The sequence below is a fragment of the Erwinia sp. genome, from assembly GCF_049696395.1.
GTDB lineage: Bacteria > Pseudomonadota > Gammaproteobacteria > Enterobacterales > Enterobacteriaceae > Erwinia.
In genome coordinates this window covers 1-15960 of the sequence record NZ_JBAVTT010000023.1, presented here as the reverse complement: position 1 = coordinate 15960, position 15960 = coordinate 1, and the positions used below count along the sequence as shown (strand labels likewise).

Below are 15960 nucleotides of genomic sequence, written 5' to 3'. Positions count from 1 at the left end.
GATTTCTCCTTCCGCTGGTGTTTACCTTCTACAAAAAGTGATCATGCTCTCATTTTTATGACGCTTATTCTGAAACATAAAGAAATCCCCGGACACATATTGTTTTAATTTTACCGGCATCGTAGCATGCACGCTCTTTGATGATAATGATTATCATTACTTCTTCTGGGGTATGTCATGCAACATCGTCTGGCTAAGTTCTGTGTCCTTGCTGGTGGTCTGTTATTTTCCGTAGCTTCACTGGCCGCACCCTTCGTGGTGGAAGATGTCAGTGGTCGAAAAGTTGAGATAAAATCACCGGTTAAAAGGGTGATCCTTGGGGAAGGGCGGCAGATTTTTCTGCTGGCTGCGTTTGATACTGAAGCGCCATTTCAACGTGTAGTGGGCTGGCGTGACGATTTGCCTAAGGCCGATTTCGACAGCTATCAGAATTATGAAAAGAAATATCCACAGATTAAAAATCTGCCCACCTTTGGCGGTGCAAAAGACGGCACGTTTAACGTTGAGCAAGCACTGACGCTAAAACCTGACCTGGTATTGATGAACCTCGAATCCAAAGCGGCCACGGATGAAGGTCATCTGATTGATAAACTGAGCAAACTGGGCATCCCGGTGGTTTTTATCGATTTCCGCGAAAAGCCTTTTGAAAATGCAGAGAAAAGCATTCAGATCATGGGGCAGCTGGTTGGCAAACCGGAAAGAGCAGATGAAATCATCGCTTTCCGCCGTCAACAGGTGGAGATCGTTACCGAACGTCTGAAAAACTATCAGGGAAAACGTCCTTCTGTGATGCTGGATCGCGCTGGTGGCTATACCGAAGAGTGCTGTATGTCTTTTGGGGATGAAAACTTCGGGAGGATGGTGGAAGTCGCCGGGGGGCGTAATATTGCCAAAGGGCTGATCCCTGGAACCTTTGGCATGCTTAACCCGGAACAGATCATCAGTTCAAACCCTGATGTGGTGATTGTCACCGGCGCTAACTGGAAAAACTACAACACGGCGAACGGCTGGGTGGGTGTTGGACCAGGAGCCGACCAGAAGGAAGCCATTAAGCGTCTCCAGGCGTTGATGGAACGTCCTGCCTTCAGGACGCTGCCGGTCGCCACCAATGGCAATGCCCATGCTATCTGGCATCAGTTCTACGACAGTCCTTATAACTTTGTGGCGATTCAGGCTATGGCCAAATGGCTTCACCCGGATTTGTTCAAAGATATCGATCCTGATGCGACCTTCCGCGAGTTCCACAAACGCTTCTTACCGCTGGACTATCAGCCTGGTTATTGGGTTACCTTACCTGCTAACAAGTAACGGGCAGCAGCATTATTCAGAGCATTAATTTTAGTCAGGCCGCCAAAGCGGCCTTTTTTAGATCATGACAGTGTTGCGTTTTATTTAGCCTACCTCGACCGGCGCCCTTGAGACATTTTGTCTTTAAAATGACACCTCCAGTTGCGAATTTGATTCCCGGCTATGTATGTGAATTCTTTCGTGCAAGGGGCTAACAGTGTAAGATACGTGCTCATTGATGGCGGGTACATTGCATGAAGTGTTAAAAGCTGTGTCCACCGCGAGAATTAAACCGAACGTTTAAGCGAAAATATTCATATAAATGAAGCATATAAGAAACTTTTCTGTCATCGCTCATATCGACCACGGCAAATCAACGCTCTCTGACCGTTTGATTCAAATTTGCGGTGGCCTGACCGAACGTGAAATGGCCGCGCAGGTTTTGGATTCCATGGATCTGGAGCGTGAACGCGGTATTACCATCAAGGCGCAAAGCGTAACCCTCGCGTACCACGCGCCGGACGGTGAAACTTACCAGCTCAATTTTATCGACACCCCAGGCCATGTGGACTTCTCCTATGAAGTTTCCCGCTCGCTGGCGGCTTGTGAAGGTGCATTGCTGGTGGTAGATGCTGGTCAGGGTGTTGAAGCCCAGACGCTGGCAAACTGCTACACCGCGATGGAAATGGATCTGGAAGTAGTACCGGTGCTGAACAAGATCGATCTGCCAGCGGCAGATCCGGATCGTGTTGCCCAGGAAATTGAAGACATCGTTGGCATTGATGCCACTGATGCGGTGCGCTGCTCAGCGAAAACTGGCGTCGGCGTTCCTGATGTGCTGGAGCGTTTAGTCCGTGACATCCCACCGCCAGAAGGCGATCCGGATGGCCCGCTGCAGGCCCTTATCATCGACTCATGGTTCGATAACTACCTTGGCGTAGTTTCTTTGATCCGTGTGAAAAACGGGACGCTGCGCAAAGGCGAAAAAGTCAAAGTCATGAGTACCGGCCAGACTTACAACGCGGACCGCCTGGGTATCTTCACGCCGAAGCGTGTAGATCGTGATGCCCTGAACTGCGGGGAAGTTGGCTGGTTGGTTTGCGCCATTAAAGATATTCTCGGCGCACCAGTGGGCGATACGCTAACTCTTGCTCGTAACCCGGCGGACAAAGCGCTGCCAGGCTTTAAGAAAGTGAAGCCTCAGGTTTATGCCGGTCTGTTCCCGATCAGCTCTGACGATTACGAAGCCTTCCGTGATGCGCTGGGTAAACTGAGCCTGAACGATGCCTCTCTGTTCTATGAGCCAGAAAGCTCCACTGCGCTGGGCTTCGGCTTCCGCTGCGGCTTCCTGGGTCTGCTGCACATGGAGATCATTCAGGAACGTCTTGAGCGTGAATACGATCTTGAGCTGATTACTACTGCGCCGACCGTAGTTTACGAAGTGATCACCACCACCGGCGAAACCGTCTACGTGGACAGCCCAGGTAAATTGCCACCGCTGAACAATATCGAAGAGCTGCGTGAGCCCATTGCCGAGTGTCATATGCTGTTGCCACAGGAATTCCTGGGTAACGTGATTACGCTGTGCATCGAGAAACGCGGCATGCAGACCAACATGGTTTACCACGGTAATCAGGTTGCGCTGACTTACGAAATCCCGATGGCCGAAGTGGTTCTTGATTTCTTCGACCGTCTGAAGTCGACCTCGCGCGGTTATGCCTCGCTGGATTACAACTTCAAACGCTTCCAGACCTCTGACATGGTCCGTGTAGACGTGCTGATCAACTCCGAGCGTGTAGATGCGCTGGCGCTGATCACTCACCGTGAGAACGCCCCTTACCGTGGTCGCGATCTGGTTGAGAAGATGCGTGAGCTGATCCCTCGTCAGCAGTTTGATATAGCGATTCAGGCCGCGATTGGCACGCACATCATTGCCCGTTCTACCGTTAAACAGCTGCGCAAAAACGTCCTGGCAAAATGCTACGGCGGTGACGTCAGCCGTAAGAAGAAACTGTTGCAGAAACAGAAAGACGGTAAGAAACGTATGAAGCAGGTAGGTAACGTTGAGCTGCCACAGGAAGCGTTCCTTGCCATACTCCATGTTGGTAAAGAAAGTAAATAAGCCCTAAGGCTACGAGGGAACTGGAATGGCTAATATGTTCGCCCTGATTTTGGCGATAGCGACCTTGATCACCGGGATTATCTGGTGCATTGATAAATTCAAGTGGGCACCAGCCCGCAAGGCCAAATTGGCTGAAGCTGCTGCTCTTGCAGGCAGCACAGGGGAGCAGGATAAAGCCACTAAACAGCCAGGCTGGGTAGAAACAGCCGCCTCTGTTTTCCCGGTTCTGTTGCTGGTGTTTGTGGTGCGTTCGTTTATCTACGAACCTTTCCAGATTCCGTCCGGTTCCATGATGCCAACGCTGTTGATCGGGGACTTCATCCTGGTCGAAAAGTTTGCTTACGGGATTAAAGATCCGATCACTCAGACCACGCTGATCCCAACCGGGCATCCTAAGCGTGGTGATATCGCGGTCTTTAAATATCCGAAAGATCCGAGCATGGATTACATCAAGCGTGTAGTCGGCTTACCGGGTGACCACGTAGTTTACGATCCGCAGAGCAAAACCGTGAGTATCAATCCAGCTTGTGCCCAACAGAGCTGTGACAAAGCGGTAGCGGTGACCTATTCCGATGTGCAGCCAAGCGATTTTATTCAGACCTTCAGCGGGTTTGATGGTAACGAAGTCGGTAACGGCTTCTACGAGAAACCACAGGGTGAATCTATGCAGGGTGGCCTTCGTCTGGCAACCCGCAATGAAACGCTGGGTGACGTAACGCACCGCATTCTGCTGGTGACTCAGGCACAAAGCCAGGCTAGCTCGTATTACCAGCAGCCTGGTCAGCCTCAGTCAAGCTGGGTGGTGCCTCAGGGCATGTACTTCATGATGGGCGACAACCGTGATAACAGCGCAGACAGCCGTTATTGGGGCTTCGTACCGGAGAAGAACCTGGTGGGCAAAGCGACAGCCATCTGGATGAGCTTTGACAAGCAGGAAGGGCAATGGCCAACTGGCGTTCGCCTTAGCCGCATCGGCGGTATTCACTGAGTTTGTCTGTAGACATCTTCAGTTTAACGGATGGTTGCCCTACGGGGCAGCCACTGCACACGAAACAGTTTCGTGTTGGCCTGGCCAGCCCTGTTCCGTGTGCAGAATTATTGACGCATTCAGATATTGGTAACACATGAACCCCATTGTAATAACCAGGCTCCAGCGTAAGTTGGGCTACACTTTTACTCATCAGGAATTGTTGCAGCAGGCGCTTACTCACCGCAGTGCCAGCAGCAAACATAACGAAAGACTGGAATTTCTGGGCGACTCAATCCTCAGCTATGTGATTGCCAATGCACTCTATCAACGTTTTCCGCGTGTGGACGAAGGTGATATGAGCCGCATGCGTGCGACATTGGTGCGAGGTAATACGCTGGCAGAGATGGCCCGTGAATTTGATTTGGGCGAATGCCTGCGTCTTGGGCCTGGCGAGTTGAAAAGCGGCGGTTATCGCCGTGAATCGATCCTTGCCGATACCGTCGAAGCGCTGATTGGTGGCGTGTTCCTGGACAGCGATATTCAGAACGTTGAAAAACTGATCCTCGAATGGTATGCCAGCCGTCTGGAGCAAATCAGCCCAGGCGACAAACAGAAAGATCCAAAAACGCGTCTGCAGGAATATCTGCAGGGTCGTCATCTGCCGCTGCCCTCCTATCTGGTGGTGCAGGTGCGTGGCGAAGCGCATGACCAGGAATTTACTATTCACTGCCAGGTTAGCGGCATGGCAGATCCGGTTGTAGGAACCGGCTCCAGCCGTCGCAAAGCCGAGCAGGCAGCCGCCGAACAGGCGCTGATTAAGCTAGGACTTGAATGAACGAAGAAACTACCCATTGCGGCTTTATTGCTATCGTAGGCCGTCCAAACGTCGGGAAATCCACCTTACTGAACCAGTTACTGGGGCAGAAAATCTCGATCACCTCGCGCAAGCCACAGACCACGCGCCACCGTATTATGGGCATCCATACTGAAGGGCCTTACCAGGCTATCTATGTGGATACCCCAGGCCTGCATATGGAAGAGAAGCGGGCGATCAACCGTCTGATGAACCGTGCAGCCAGCAGCTCCATCGGCGATGTTGAGCTGGTGATCTTTGTGGTAGAAGGCACTCGCTGGACAGCGGATGACGAGATGGTGGTCAACAAGCTGAGAGACAACCGTGTCCCGGTTCTTCTGGCGATCAACAAAGTTGATAACATCACTGACAAAAGTATTCTGCTGCCTCATATGCAGTTCCTCAGCCAGCAGATGGACTTTATGGACGTGGTGCCAATCTCTGCCGAAAGCGGCAAGAATGTCGATACCATTGCCAGCATTGTGCGTAAACGCCTGCCGGAAGCGGTTCACCATTTCCCGGAAGATTACGTTACAGACCGCTCACAGCGCTTTATGGCCTCCGAAATCATCCGTGAAAAACTGATGCGTTTCCTGGGTGCTGAACTGCCTTACTCGGTCACCGTTGAGATTGAGCAGTTTGTCACTAACGCTCGCGGCGGTTACGACATCAATGGTCTGATTCTGGTTGAGCGTGAAGGCCAGAAGAAGATGGTTATTGGTAATAAAGGCACCAAAATCAAAACCATCGGTATCGAAGCGCGTAAAGACATGGAAGAGATGTTCGAGCAAAAAGTGCATCTTGAACTGTGGGTGAAAGTGAAGTCAGGCTGGGCGGATGATGAGCGTGCTCTTCGTAGCCTGGGCTACACCGACGACCTTTGATCCCAATGGAAGGCTGGCAGCGCGCATTCGTCCTGCATGGACGTCCTTACAGCGAAACCAGTCTTCTGCTCGATCTGTTTTCTGAGAATTATGGTCGTATTCGGGTGCTTGCCAAAGGCGCCCGAGGCAAACGCTCCAGCCTGAAAGGCGCTTTACAACCTTTCACTCCCTTGCTGGTTCGTTGGGGCGGGCGCGGCGAAGTTAAAACGCTTCGTGGCGCTGAGCCCATCTCCCTTGCACTTCCCCTTTCTGGTCTGACACTTTATTGCGGCCTTTATGTGAATGAGCTGCTTTCACGTGTGCTGGAACAGGAAACCGCCTTTACCGAACTCTTCTTTGATTATCTGTATTGCCTTCAGGCACTGGCTGCGGTCACGGGCTCACCAGAACCGGCCCTAAGGCGCTTTGAACTGGCGATGTTGGGCCATCTTGGCTATGGCGTCGACTTTCTGCACTGCGCCGGAAGTGGCGAAGAAGTGGCTGACGGCATGACCTATACCTACAGAGCAGAGAAAGGATTTATCGCCAGTCTGGTGATGGGAAATCACACTTTTACCGGGCGGCAGTTACGCGCACTGGAAGAGCGCACGTTCCCTGATATCGACACATTGCGGGCGGCGAAGCGTTTCACACGCATCGCGCTGAAGCCCTATCTTGGCGGCAAGCCCCTCAAAAGCCAGGAGCTGTTTCGTCAGTTTGTGCCGAAAAAACGGGCTGCCGTGCTCCCGGACGAAGAGTAAAGCCACCAGACCGTTCCGGTCAGCGTGGTGAACGTTGTACACTGCCTTCACTCATTGCAAAAATTCCGAGGATTGTCATGGCTGAGTTATTGTTAGGCGTTAATATCGATCACGTTGCAACCGTGCGTAATGCGCGTGGCACAAACTATCCCGATCCTGTTCAGGCAGCGTTTGTCTCAGAGCAGGCAGGAGCCGATGGCATTACTGTGCACCTGCGTGAAGATCGACGTCATATTACCGACCGCGATGTTCGCATCCTGCGCCAGACCATTCAGACCCGTATGAATCTGGAAATGGCTGTGACCGACGAAATGGTCGATATCGCCTGCGAAATTAAACCGCATTTCTGTTGCCTGGTGCCAGAGAAGCGTGAAGAAGTGACCACTGAAGGTGGCCTGGATGTAGCCGGTCAGTTGGAGAAAATCACTTACGCGGTGACGAGACTGACGGAAGCTGGGATCCTGGTCTCGCTGTTTATCGATGCCGATCATCGTCAGATTGACGCGGCTATGGCTTCAGGCGCGCCTTATATTGAAATTCATACCGGTGCCTATGCTGAAGCCGAAGAAGGGCGCGAGCGTCACGCTGAATTTATCCGCATCAAAGATGCCGCTGCCTATGCTGCTGGCAAAGGTTTGAAGGTGAATGCTGGTCACGGGCTGACTTACCACAACGTTCAGCCTATTGCGGCGCTGCCACAGATGCATGAACTGAACATTGGCCATGCGATTATCGGTCGTGCGGTGATGAGTGGTTTGGCTGATGCGGTGAAAGAGATGAAAGAGCTGATGCGGGAAGCGCGTCGCTAATGGCTATTCTGGGCCTCGGCACCGATATCGTGGAAATCTCCCGCATTGAAGGGGTGATTTCCCGTTCCGGCGACCGACTGGCAAAGCGCGTGCTGAGTGACAATGAGTGGGCGCAATACCAGGCTCATCAGCAGCCGGTGCGTTTTCTTGCCAAGCGGTTTGCGGTGAAAGAGGCGGCAGCAAAGGCGTTTGGCACCGGTATCCGTGGTGGACTGGCCTTTAACCAGTTTGAAGTGTACAACGACGAATTAGGTAAGCCTGGGCTGCGTTTCTTCCTGCAGGCGCAGGAAGTGGCTATAAAGCTTGGCGTGGCGCATGTGCATGTCACGCTGGCTGACGAAAGGCACTATGCCTGCGCTACGGTCATTATCGAAAACTGATCTTCAGAAACCGGGTAAGCAGGCAATTGCCCGGTTTCTTCTTTTATCCCCCATGATGCAACACCACAAATTTCTCCCACAGCAGGTCATTGCTCTCGATATGCGCGGGATCGGTAATGATGGTATTCACGATAGGGCAAACCTGTTGGCAGGTGGGCGTCTCATAGTGGCCGACGCACTCGGTGCAGCGATCGGCGTCAATTTCATACAGGCTGTCGCCCATTGAAATGGCCTGATTGGGGCACTCTGGCTCGCACATGTCACAGTTAATGCATTTCTTTGTGATAAGCAGCGCCATAGGTCTCTCAATCAGTAACAGGATAAAGTGCGCGGGTATTATACGCCGCTAATCTCATCAGACCAGCTTTTTCACCAAAGCCTCGCTGTGGCGAATATGGCTGGAGGCCCTTTCCGGATCGCGCTGAACCAGCGCCATAAACAGCAGGTCGGTCAGTGTCAGCTGCGCCGTCGTTGAAGAGATGGCGGCACTGCGGGTAGTTTGCTCTTCTGCCACGGTATACAGGCAATGAGTGGCACACTGCTGCAGGGTATTCGGCGTGAAGCCCGTGAAGGCGAGCACATTTGCACCGGCCCGCTGGGCTTCCTGTGCGGCCAGGTTAATCTCGCGCCGTTCGCCGGTATAAGAGATGGCTAACAGCAAGTCGCCAGGATTCAGCGCCTGTACGCTGGCCAGTAAGGCATGCATGTCCTGCTCAGCTACCGCGTTGATGCCTATCTTCATCAGCTTCCAGGAGAAGTCCTTCGCCACCAGGCCAGAAGCCCCAATTCCTACCAAAACAATGCGGTTAGCGCTGCGGATCAGCCGCAGCGTCTCCAGCAGCATCTCCTCACTGTTGATATCCAGCGTGGCGCGAATGGCAGACTGCTTCTCGGTTAGCAACTTTTCGCCAACCAGTTTGAGCGGGTCGTCACTCAGGATCAAATTGTGTACCGTGATAGCGTCTTTATCCGCCAGCGATTCGCTCAGTGCCAGCTTCAGGGCGGGGAAACCTTTGTATCCCAGCTTCTGGGCAAACTTCACCACGCTGGACTGGCTGACACCAGACTCCTCAGCCAGTTTTTGCGAGCTAAGATGACGTGCGCGGTCCGGCTGCGACAGCAGAAAATCGGCCAGTCGCCTTTCGTTCATTGCCAGTGACGGGTACAACTGGCGAATACGCAGCAGGGAACTCATCGGTCTACCTCTAAATAAAATGCCAACAGCTTGAATTATATGGACAGATAATAGCTTGCTGTACGATATGCGGTAAGTTTATCGGCACTTTTATCACAATCCATGATTAAAATTAGGTAAATTGTGTTTTGAAGTGAATATAATATTCGCAATTTAGTGATTGTTTGAGAATTAAAAATTCATAAGTGAGGATACATGGATCTTGGCGCACTGGTTTCAGAAACGCGTAACGCAGAGACGATGGATTTGGACAACTTGTCCACGCTGGAGATGGTCACAAAATTCAATCAACAGGATGCTACGGTCGCCGAAGCCGTCCGGCTTACTTTGCCTGAAGTAGCCAAAGCCGTTGATGCAGCGGCAGCATCATTGTCAGCTGGTGGCAGGCTCATTTATCTGGGGGCTGGCACTAGCGGGCGTTTGGGCGTGTTAGATGCTTCTGAATGTCCGCCAACCTTCGGCGTTCCTCACGGTCTGGTGGTTGGACTGATTGCTGGCGGACCCGGCGCATTACTCAAAGCGGTTGAAGGCGCTGAAGATAATGAGCAACTGGGGATCAGCGATCTGCAGGCTCTGGATCTGAAGCCCGAAGATATGGTGGTAGGGATTGCTGCATCAGGCCGCACACCTTATGTTATCGGTGCATTGCGTTATGCACGTCAGCTTGGGTGCCACACTGCGGCCATCTCTTGTAATCCTGGCTCACCCATCGCCCGTGAAGCAGAAATTGCTATTTCGCCGGTGGTTGGCCCGGAAGCTCTGACGGGGTCAACCCGGCTGAAATCGGGGACGGCTCAGAAGCTGGTGCTGAACATGATTTCAACCGGCGCAATGGTACGTATTGGCAAGGTTTACCAGAACCTGATGGTGGATATGCAGGCGACCAATATCAAACTGGTCGATCGTGCCTGCCGTATGGTTTGCCAGGCAACTGGATGCTCTGCAGAAGAGGCCGAGGCGGCGCTGAAACAGACCCAGTTTGAGGTAAAAACCGCCATTCTGATGGTATTGAGTGGCGTGGCGGCTGATGAAGCCAAAAGTTTGTTAATGAAACATAAAGGATTCCTGCGCGCAGCGCTTCAGGACAGAGGATAGGCTATGGAAAAGGCGATGAAACTGGCAGGCAACCTTCTGCAAGGGATTGGCGGGGAGGAGAATATCTCCCGGTTAGAAAATTGCATGACAAGGGTACGTATTGAAGTGAACGACGAAGATCGTCTGGATCTGACTCAACTCCGCCAGTTAGAGGGCGTGAAGGGGTACGTGAAGCAGGGAAGTCAGCACCAGTTCATCGTCGGGCCGGGTGCGGCGGCTAAAGTAGTAGAGGCAATGCGCACTCCTTTAGCGTCCGCCCCTTCTGATGAGCAGGCTATCAGCCAGAACAAAGTTCAGGCGAAGCAGAAGTATAAAGCGCCAATGAGCGATGCACTCCGTCAGCTGGCCAACGTTTTTATTCCTCTCATCCCCGCTTTCATCGCTTCCGGTTTGATCACCGGGATCATCAATATTCTCAAGCGCCCGGATATTGTTGGGGATTTTGCCACTCAGTATCCCAACCTGTTAGGTCTGGCAGCCATCTTCGGCAGTACTATTTTCACCATCATGAACATTCTGGTGGGCGTGAACACAGCGCGAGTCTTTGGCGGATCCATCGCCCTCGGTGGCGTGATGGCAGGGATCCTTTCCAGTCCGGCGCTGGCTCAAATTACGCTGTTTGGTGAAAATCTGCAGCCTGGCCGTGGCGGGGTTATCGCCGTGCTGCTGGTGGTGGTGCTGATGTGCTGGATTGAGAAAAAGCTGCGACAGGGGTTGCCGGAGGCGGTAGAGCTGATCCTCAACCCGCTTCTGACTACACTTATAACTGCCACGCTGGCGATAGTGGCCTTGCAACCGCTGGGCGGCGTCATCTCTGATGTGATTGCACACGGGGCGACACTGGCTATCGATCGCGGGGGAATTCTGGTTGGCGCAGTGCTGGCGGGGACTTTCCTGCCGCTGGTGTTAACCGGCTTGCATCAGGGAATGGTGCCCATTCATGTTGAGCTGGTTCAGGCACATGGTTATAACGCGCTGTTACCGATTCTGGCGATGGGCGGTATGGGCCAGGTTGGCGCTTCACTGGCGGTATTGTTGAAAACCCGCAATGCGCGATTGAAGAAGCTGGTAAAAGGAGCGCTTCCCGTTGGGATCCTGGGGATTGGCGAACCGCTGATATTTGGTGTTACGCTGCCTTTAGGCAAACCCTTTATTGCAGCCTGTCTTGGCGGTGCAGTTGGCGGGGCAGTCATCAGCTATGCCAAAGTAGCGACGGTCATTACCTTCGGTATTTCTGGTCTGCCACTGGCGCTCACTATCATCTCTGGTAAGGTAATGCTCTATCTCGCAGGGGTGTTGACCGCCGTGGTCTGCGGATTTATTTTTGCCTGGTTTATGGGATTTGAAGATCCTGAGGAGTAAGGTTTGATGACTGGTCAGGAACGACGCGTGGTGTTTTTTGATTTAGACGGCACGCTGCATCAGCAGGATATGTTCGGCACTTTTATGCGCTATTTACTGAAGCGTCAGCCGTTGAACCTGCTATTGGTGGTGCCGTTACTGCCGGTGATTGGCGCCGGTTTACTGATTAAGGGGCGTGCTGCCCGCTGGCCGATGAGTTTGCTGCTGTGGTCCATTACTTTTGGCCACAGCGAGGAAAGTCTCACGGCAAAGGAAAATGCCTTTGCTCACTGGTTCCGCCAGCGTGTTACGGCTTTCCCGGTGGTTCAGCAACGGCTTACCGACTATCTGAACAGCTCGGATGCGGATGTCTGGTTAATCACTGGTTCCCCCCAGCGGTTAGTCGAGCAGGTCTATTTCGACTCGGCGTTTTTGCCGAAGGTAAAGCTGATTGCCAGTCAGATGACTCGCGGTTTCGGTGGGCGAGTGCTGGCAATGCGCTGTCTGGGGCATGAAAAGGTCGCCCGTCTGGAAGAGAAAATTGGCACGCCTTTGCAGCTTTATAGCGGTTACAGCGACAGTAAGCAGGATAACCCGCTGCTGTTCTTCTGCCAGCATCGCTGGCGCGTCACGCCGCAGGGCGAACTGCAACAGCTTGAGTAAAACAGGTATACTGTGCCGCGTTTTTTAGCTGGAGACTCAGGTGAGCGACAAAGTAAGCGATGAATTCTGGATGCGCCATGCTCTGATGCTGGCTCGTCGTGCCTGGGAAGAGGGTGAAGTGCCGGTCGGCGCGGTGCTGGTGCAAGGCGATAAAGTGATAGGCGAAGGCTGGAACCGCCCAATAGGCCACCATGATCCTACAGCCCATGCGGAGATCATGGCGCTGCGCCAGGGAGGAAAAGAGCTGGAAAACTATCGGCTGCTGGACACGACCTTGTACGTTACGCTGGAGCCTTGCGTCATGTGCGCCGGGGCGATGGTTCATGGCCGCATCGGCAAGCTGGTGTTTGGCGCAAGGGATGAGAAGACTGGTGCTGCAGGATCGCTGCTGGACGTGCTGGGGCACCCTGGAATGAACCATCAGATTAAGGTTGAAGAAGGTGTGCTGGCAGAAGAGTGCGCGGGCATGCTGAGTGATTTCTTCCGCCACCGCCGTGCAGAAAAGAAGGCGTTGCGAAACCAGCAACGTCAGCAGGCGGCAGAAGACGAATAACGTTATAAGGGGCGAGTTTCGCCCTTTAATATTTTTTAGTTCAGGGCAATTTTAGGCGCTACAGCCGGATAGCCTTCACCCATCTCCGCTTCATAAGCAGCCTGCTGCGCCAGCTTACGCTCCTGATCCTGCAGATACCCCACCAGGCTTATCTGATAAAGCCGGATATTTTCCACGTAGTTATAAGCTTCCTGACCGCGGGCGTAACCGTAATTGGTCTGGCTGTAATAGCGTTTCTGGCTGAGCATGGGCAGGCGCAGCTTCACATCTGCCCAGCTATCCGGATTGCCTTTCTGTTTCTCCGTCAGCTTGCGCGCATCCAGCATATGGGCATAACCCATGTTATAAGCGGCCAGTGCAAACCAAATTTTCTCATCGTCCGGAATGGTCTGCGGCACTTTTTCCATCATCCTCGTCAGATATTCGCTGCCGCCACGGATGCTTTGCTCGGGATCTGTCCGATCGCTGACATTGAGACTTTCAGCCGTATTACGGGTCAGCATCATCATGCCGCGCACGCCTGTCGGGGAGGTTGCCTGAGGATTCCAGTGAGACTCCTGGTAGGAGATAGCCGCCAGTAAACGCCAGTCGATTTCGCTGGCATACTTTTGAAACAGCGGACGGATATCCGGCAGCGTGCCATCAATGGCGCGCAGGAAAGAGCGAGTATCGACGTAATCGAAGGTGCCTACATGGCCAAGATACTTCTCATCCAGCCGCGCCATCGCCCCTTCTTCGCCCATCTGATTGAAATAGTCGAGCATCGCCGCATTCAGGCTGTCATCCTGGTCGCGCTGCATATACCAGGTGATGGGCTCTTCATCGGTAATGTCGAAGGCCACGGCCAGTTGCGGATGAATGCGCTGGAGCAGGGCAATAGAGACAGAATCCCCGACGGTGTAATCGAGTTTGCCATCAGCCACCGCTTCTAACAGCGTGTTCGGGCTCTGATCGGTAGAAATCGCCCAGTCCAGATCGGGATACTGATTCTGTTTAATGCCGCGCAGGGTGGAAAGGTAAGCAGAATCGGAGGCGACCGTCAGGCGACCGTGGATATCACCAAGGTTTTTTGGGCGTGGCTTACCCATCCGGTAAACCAGTTGCTGGGATACAGAGTAATAGGTAGGACCGGTCCGAAATCGCGACAGGCGCTCGTTGCTGTAAATTAAACCTGCTGCCAGCACGTCCGCTTTGTCGTCTTCCAGGTCGTCAAACAGGTCACTGAGGTTCTGCCTGACCGTGATCTGTAGCTTTACACCCAGATAATCGGCGAAGCGTTTTGCCAACTCATAGTCCATTCCGGCCGGGGCTTTATTAATGGTGTAGTAAGTCAGCGGGGAATTTAAGGTGCTGACACGCAACACTCCCCGTGATTTTATCTGCTCTATCTGGTCCTGTTGACCCCCATACCAGGGGATCGATGGCCACAGTGCCAACGCAAGCAGCACGGTAACCAGACCAATGAAAAGATAATTAATTTTCAGGCGTTTCAAATGGTTATCTCTCGATTGCTCTCAGGTTCTGTCTGTAACGGCAGTATTTGATGTCTATAATGGATCCTGAGCGTGGGGCATTTTGCGCAACTCGGTGGCCCTGCGCAACTGAATTCAACCTGAATTGTGTGAATTTCAGCCAATTCCCTGCTGCGATTAATTCTGCGCAAACGGTTTCGTAACCGCCGTGGATTCTCTATAATACCGCCCGCTTTCCCTGTTGCGCCCAAAGAAGCGTCGCCCGGCGCTTCGAAGATGAGAGATCTTTGATGATGGAAATTCTGCGTGGTTCGCCCGCTCTGTCGGCATTTCGTATGACTAAATTGCTGGCCCGCTTTCAGGACGCTCACCTGCCGGTGAGTGATATTTACGCTGAGTACGTCCATTTTGCTGACGTCAGCACGCCACTTGCTGCTGATGAAAAAGCCCGTTTACAGCGACTGCTGAAGTACGGTCCCTCTCTCGCGGAACATTCTCCGGAAGGGCGCCTGATCCTGGTCACGCCACGTCCTGGGACCATTTCGCCGTGGTCCTCTAAAGCGACCGACATTGCGCATAACTGCGATCTGCCTCAGGTTCTTCGCCTTGAACGCGGTCTGGCTTTCTATGTGAAGGCCCCACAGTTGACGGAAGCTCAGTGGTCTCTGCTGGCTGCTCTGCTGCACGACCGCATGATGGAAGTGGTCCTGAGCGAACTGAGCCAGGCTGAACAGCTGTTTGCTCATCACCAGCCTGCTCCGCTGCAGAGCGTCGATGTGCTGGGTGAAGGCCGTGAAGCGCTGGATAAAGCTAACCGTAAACTGGGACTGGCACTGGCCGATGATGAAATCGACTATCTGCTGGCGGCCTTCGAAAAACTCGGGCGCAACCCGAACGACATCGAGCTGTATATGTTTGCTCAGGCAAACTCAGAGCACTGTCGTCATAAAATCTTCAACGCCGACTGGATAATCGACGGCGAGCAACAGCCTAAATCGCTGTTCAAGATGATCAAAAACACCATGGAGAAAACCCCGGACCACGTGTTGTCTGCTTATAAAGACAATGCTGCGGTGATGGAAGGCTCTCAGGTTGGTCGTTTCTATGCTGATGCAGAAAAAGGGCAGTACGACTTCCATCAGGAAGAAGCTCACATTCTGATGAAGGTTGAAACCCACAACCATCCAACGGCCATTTCTCCTTGGCCGGGCGCGGCAACCGGTTCAGGCGGTGAAATCCGTGATGAAGGCGCAACCGGACGTGGCGCGAAACCGAAAGCGGGTCTGGTTGGCTTCTCGGTTTCTAACCTGCGTATTCCTGGTTTTGAACAGCCGTGGGAAGAAGACTTCGGCAAACCTGACCGCATCGTCACCGCGCTGGATATCATGACCGAAGGCCCACTGGGCGGCGCGGCATTCAACAATGAATTTGGTCGTCCTGCGCTAAATGGCTACTTCCGTACCTATGAAGAGCAGGTCAACAGCCATAACGGCGTGGAGCTGCGTGGTTACCATAAGCCGATCATGCTGGCCGGCGGTATTGGTAACATCCGTGCTGACCATGTGCAGAAAGGCGAAATCACCGTCGGAGCCAAGC

15 protein-coding genes and 1 pseudogene are annotated in these 15960 nt (G+C 53.0%); 13 read left to right on the top strand and 3 right to left on the bottom strand.

The window, feature by feature from the left end; all coding sequences use genetic code 11:
• Nucleotides 1–177 precede the first annotated feature (177 nt).
• From WCC56_RS03240 to acpS, 8 genes are all read left to right on the top strand, one after another.
• Nucleotides 178–1308 (top strand): ABC transporter substrate-binding protein, encoded by a 1131-nt coding sequence (locus WCC56_RS03240; RefSeq protein WP_424691002.1) that lies wholly within the window; start codon nt 178–180, stop codon nt 1306–1308.
• 301 nt (nt 1309–1609) lie between these two features.
• Complete coding sequence (gene lepA / locus WCC56_RS03235) at nt 1610–3409, top strand: translation elongation factor 4 (RefSeq protein ID WP_424691001.1); 1800 nt, start codon at nt 1610–1612, stop codon at nt 3407–3409.
• Nucleotides 3410–3434: 25 nt separating this feature from the next.
• Nucleotides 3435–4397 carry a signal peptidase I gene (gene lepB, locus WCC56_RS03230; protein ID WP_424691000.1) on the top strand — a complete coding sequence of 321 codons (963 nt, stop codon included), beginning with the start codon at nt 3435–3437 and terminating at the stop codon, nt 4395–4397.
• A 136-nt stretch (nt 4398–4533) separates the two neighbouring features.
• On the top strand, nt 4534–5214 hold the full coding sequence (gene rnc / locus WCC56_RS03225) for a ribonuclease III (RefSeq protein WP_424690999.1): 681 nt from the start codon (nt 4534–4536) through the stop codon (nt 5212–5214).
• The gene (gene era / locus WCC56_RS03220) at nt 5211–6116 is read left to right on the top strand and encodes a GTPase Era (RefSeq protein ID WP_013203427.1); all 906 of its coding nucleotides are present in this window, start codon (nt 5211–5213) and stop codon (nt 6114–6116) included. Before rnc ends, era begins: the two co-directional genes overlap by 4 nt.
• 5 nt (nt 6117–6121) lie before the next feature.
• Entirely contained in the window at nt 6122–6856 is a 735-nt protein-coding gene (gene recO / locus WCC56_RS03215) for a DNA repair protein RecO (protein ID WP_424690998.1), read from the top strand.
• 77 nt (nt 6857–6933) lie between these two features.
• Nucleotides 6934–7665, top strand: a complete 732-nt coding sequence (gene pdxJ, locus WCC56_RS03210; RefSeq protein ID WP_424690997.1) for a pyridoxine 5'-phosphate synthase — start codon at nt 6934–6936, stop codon at nt 7663–7665.
• Nucleotides 7665–8045 carry a holo-ACP synthase gene (gene acpS, locus WCC56_RS03205; protein WP_424690996.1) on the top strand — a complete coding sequence of 127 codons (381 nt, stop codon included), beginning with the start codon at nt 7665–7667 and terminating at the stop codon, nt 8043–8045. Before pdxJ ends, acpS begins: the two co-directional genes overlap by 1 nt.
• Nucleotides 8046–8088: 43 nt before the next feature.
• Here the strand turns inward: acpS and WCC56_RS03200 are convergent, their stop codons facing one another.
• Nucleotides 8089–8343 carry a YfhL family 4Fe-4S dicluster ferredoxin gene (locus WCC56_RS03200; RefSeq protein WP_424690995.1) on the bottom strand — a complete coding sequence of 85 codons (255 nt, stop codon included), beginning with the start codon at nt 8341–8343 and terminating at the stop codon, nt 8089–8091.
• 57 nt (nt 8344–8400) lie between these two features.
• Nucleotides 8401–9240 carry a MurR/RpiR family transcriptional regulator gene (locus tag WCC56_RS03195; RefSeq protein WP_013203422.1) on the bottom strand — a complete coding sequence of 280 codons (840 nt, stop codon included), beginning with the start codon at nt 9238–9240 and terminating at the stop codon, nt 8401–8403.
• Between the two features lie 195 nt (nt 9241–9435).
• On the opposite strand from WCC56_RS03195, the gene murQ reads away from it, so the two are divergent.
• The 4 genes from murQ to tadA are packed head-to-tail and all read left to right on the top strand — an operon-like array spanning nt 9436 to nt 12892.
• A complete protein-coding gene (murQ, locus tag WCC56_RS03190) occupies nt 9436–10335 on the top strand; it encodes an N-acetylmuramic acid 6-phosphate etherase (protein WP_424690994.1) in 900 nt (299 codons plus the stop codon).
• 3 nt (nt 10336–10338) lie between these two features.
• The gene (locus tag WCC56_RS03185) at nt 10339–11697 is read left to right on the top strand and encodes a PTS transporter subunit EIIC (RefSeq protein WP_424690993.1); all 1359 of its coding nucleotides are present in this window, start codon (nt 10339–10341) and stop codon (nt 11695–11697) included.
• A 6-nt stretch (nt 11698–11703) separates the two neighbouring features.
• Nucleotides 11704–12339: a phosphatidylglycerophosphatase C gene (gene yfhb / locus WCC56_RS03180; RefSeq protein WP_424690992.1), complete on the top strand. Its 636-nt coding sequence runs from the start codon at nt 11704–11706 to the stop codon at nt 12337–12339.
• A gap of 40 nt (nt 12340–12379) precedes the next feature.
• Nucleotides 12380–12892, top strand: a complete 513-nt coding sequence (gene tadA, locus WCC56_RS03175; protein WP_424690991.1) for a tRNA adenosine(34) deaminase TadA — start codon at nt 12380–12382, stop codon at nt 12890–12892.
• A gap of 35 nt (nt 12893–12927) precedes the next feature.
• Here the strand turns inward: tadA and mltF are convergent, their stop codons facing one another.
• The gene (gene mltF, locus WCC56_RS03170; protein WP_424690990.1) at nt 12928–14385 is read right to left on the bottom strand and encodes a membrane-bound lytic murein transglycosylase MltF; all 1458 of its coding nucleotides are present in this window, start codon (nt 14383–14385) and stop codon (nt 12928–12930) included.
• Between the two features lie 269 nt (nt 14386–14654).
• Here mltF and WCC56_RS03165 point away from each other — a divergent pair.
• Nucleotides 14655–15960: pseudogene (locus WCC56_RS03165) on the top strand (phosphoribosylformylglycinamidine synthase); the annotation flags it as partial.

Coding starts and splice junctions, on each gene's coding strand:
- WCC56_RS03240 (WP_424691002.1), top strand. CDS start 178: ATGCAACATCGTCTGGCTAAGTTCTGTGTCCTTGCTGGTGGTCTGTTA.
- lepA (WP_424691001.1), top strand. CDS start 1,610: ATGAAGCATATAAGAAACTTTTCTGTCATCGCTCATATCGACCACGGC.
- lepB (WP_424691000.1), top strand. CDS start 3,435: ATGGCTAATATGTTCGCCCTGATTTTGGCGATAGCGACCTTGATCACC.
- rnc (WP_424690999.1), top strand. CDS start 4,534: ATGAACCCCATTGTAATAACCAGGCTCCAGCGTAAGTTGGGCTACACT.
- era (WP_013203427.1), top strand. CDS start 5,211: ATGAACGAAGAAACTACCCATTGCGGCTTTATTGCTATCGTAGGCCGT.
- recO (WP_424690998.1), top strand. CDS start 6,122: ATGGAAGGCTGGCAGCGCGCATTCGTCCTGCATGGACGTCCTTACAGC.
- pdxJ (WP_424690997.1), top strand. CDS start 6,934: ATGGCTGAGTTATTGTTAGGCGTTAATATCGATCACGTTGCAACCGTG.
- acpS (WP_424690996.1), top strand. CDS start 7,665: ATGGCTATTCTGGGCCTCGGCACCGATATCGTGGAAATCTCCCGCATT.
- WCC56_RS03200 (WP_424690995.1), bottom strand. CDS start 8,343: ATGGCGCTGCTTATCACAAAGAAATGCATTAACTGTGACATGTGCGAG.
- WCC56_RS03195 (WP_013203422.1), bottom strand. CDS start 9,240: ATGAGTTCCCTGCTGCGTATTCGCCAGTTGTACCCGTCACTGGCAATG.
- murQ (WP_424690994.1), top strand. CDS start 9,436: ATGGATCTTGGCGCACTGGTTTCAGAAACGCGTAACGCAGAGACGATG.
- WCC56_RS03185 (WP_424690993.1), top strand. CDS start 10,339: ATGGAAAAGGCGATGAAACTGGCAGGCAACCTTCTGCAAGGGATTGGC.
- yfhb (WP_424690992.1), top strand. CDS start 11,704: ATGACTGGTCAGGAACGACGCGTGGTGTTTTTTGATTTAGACGGCACG.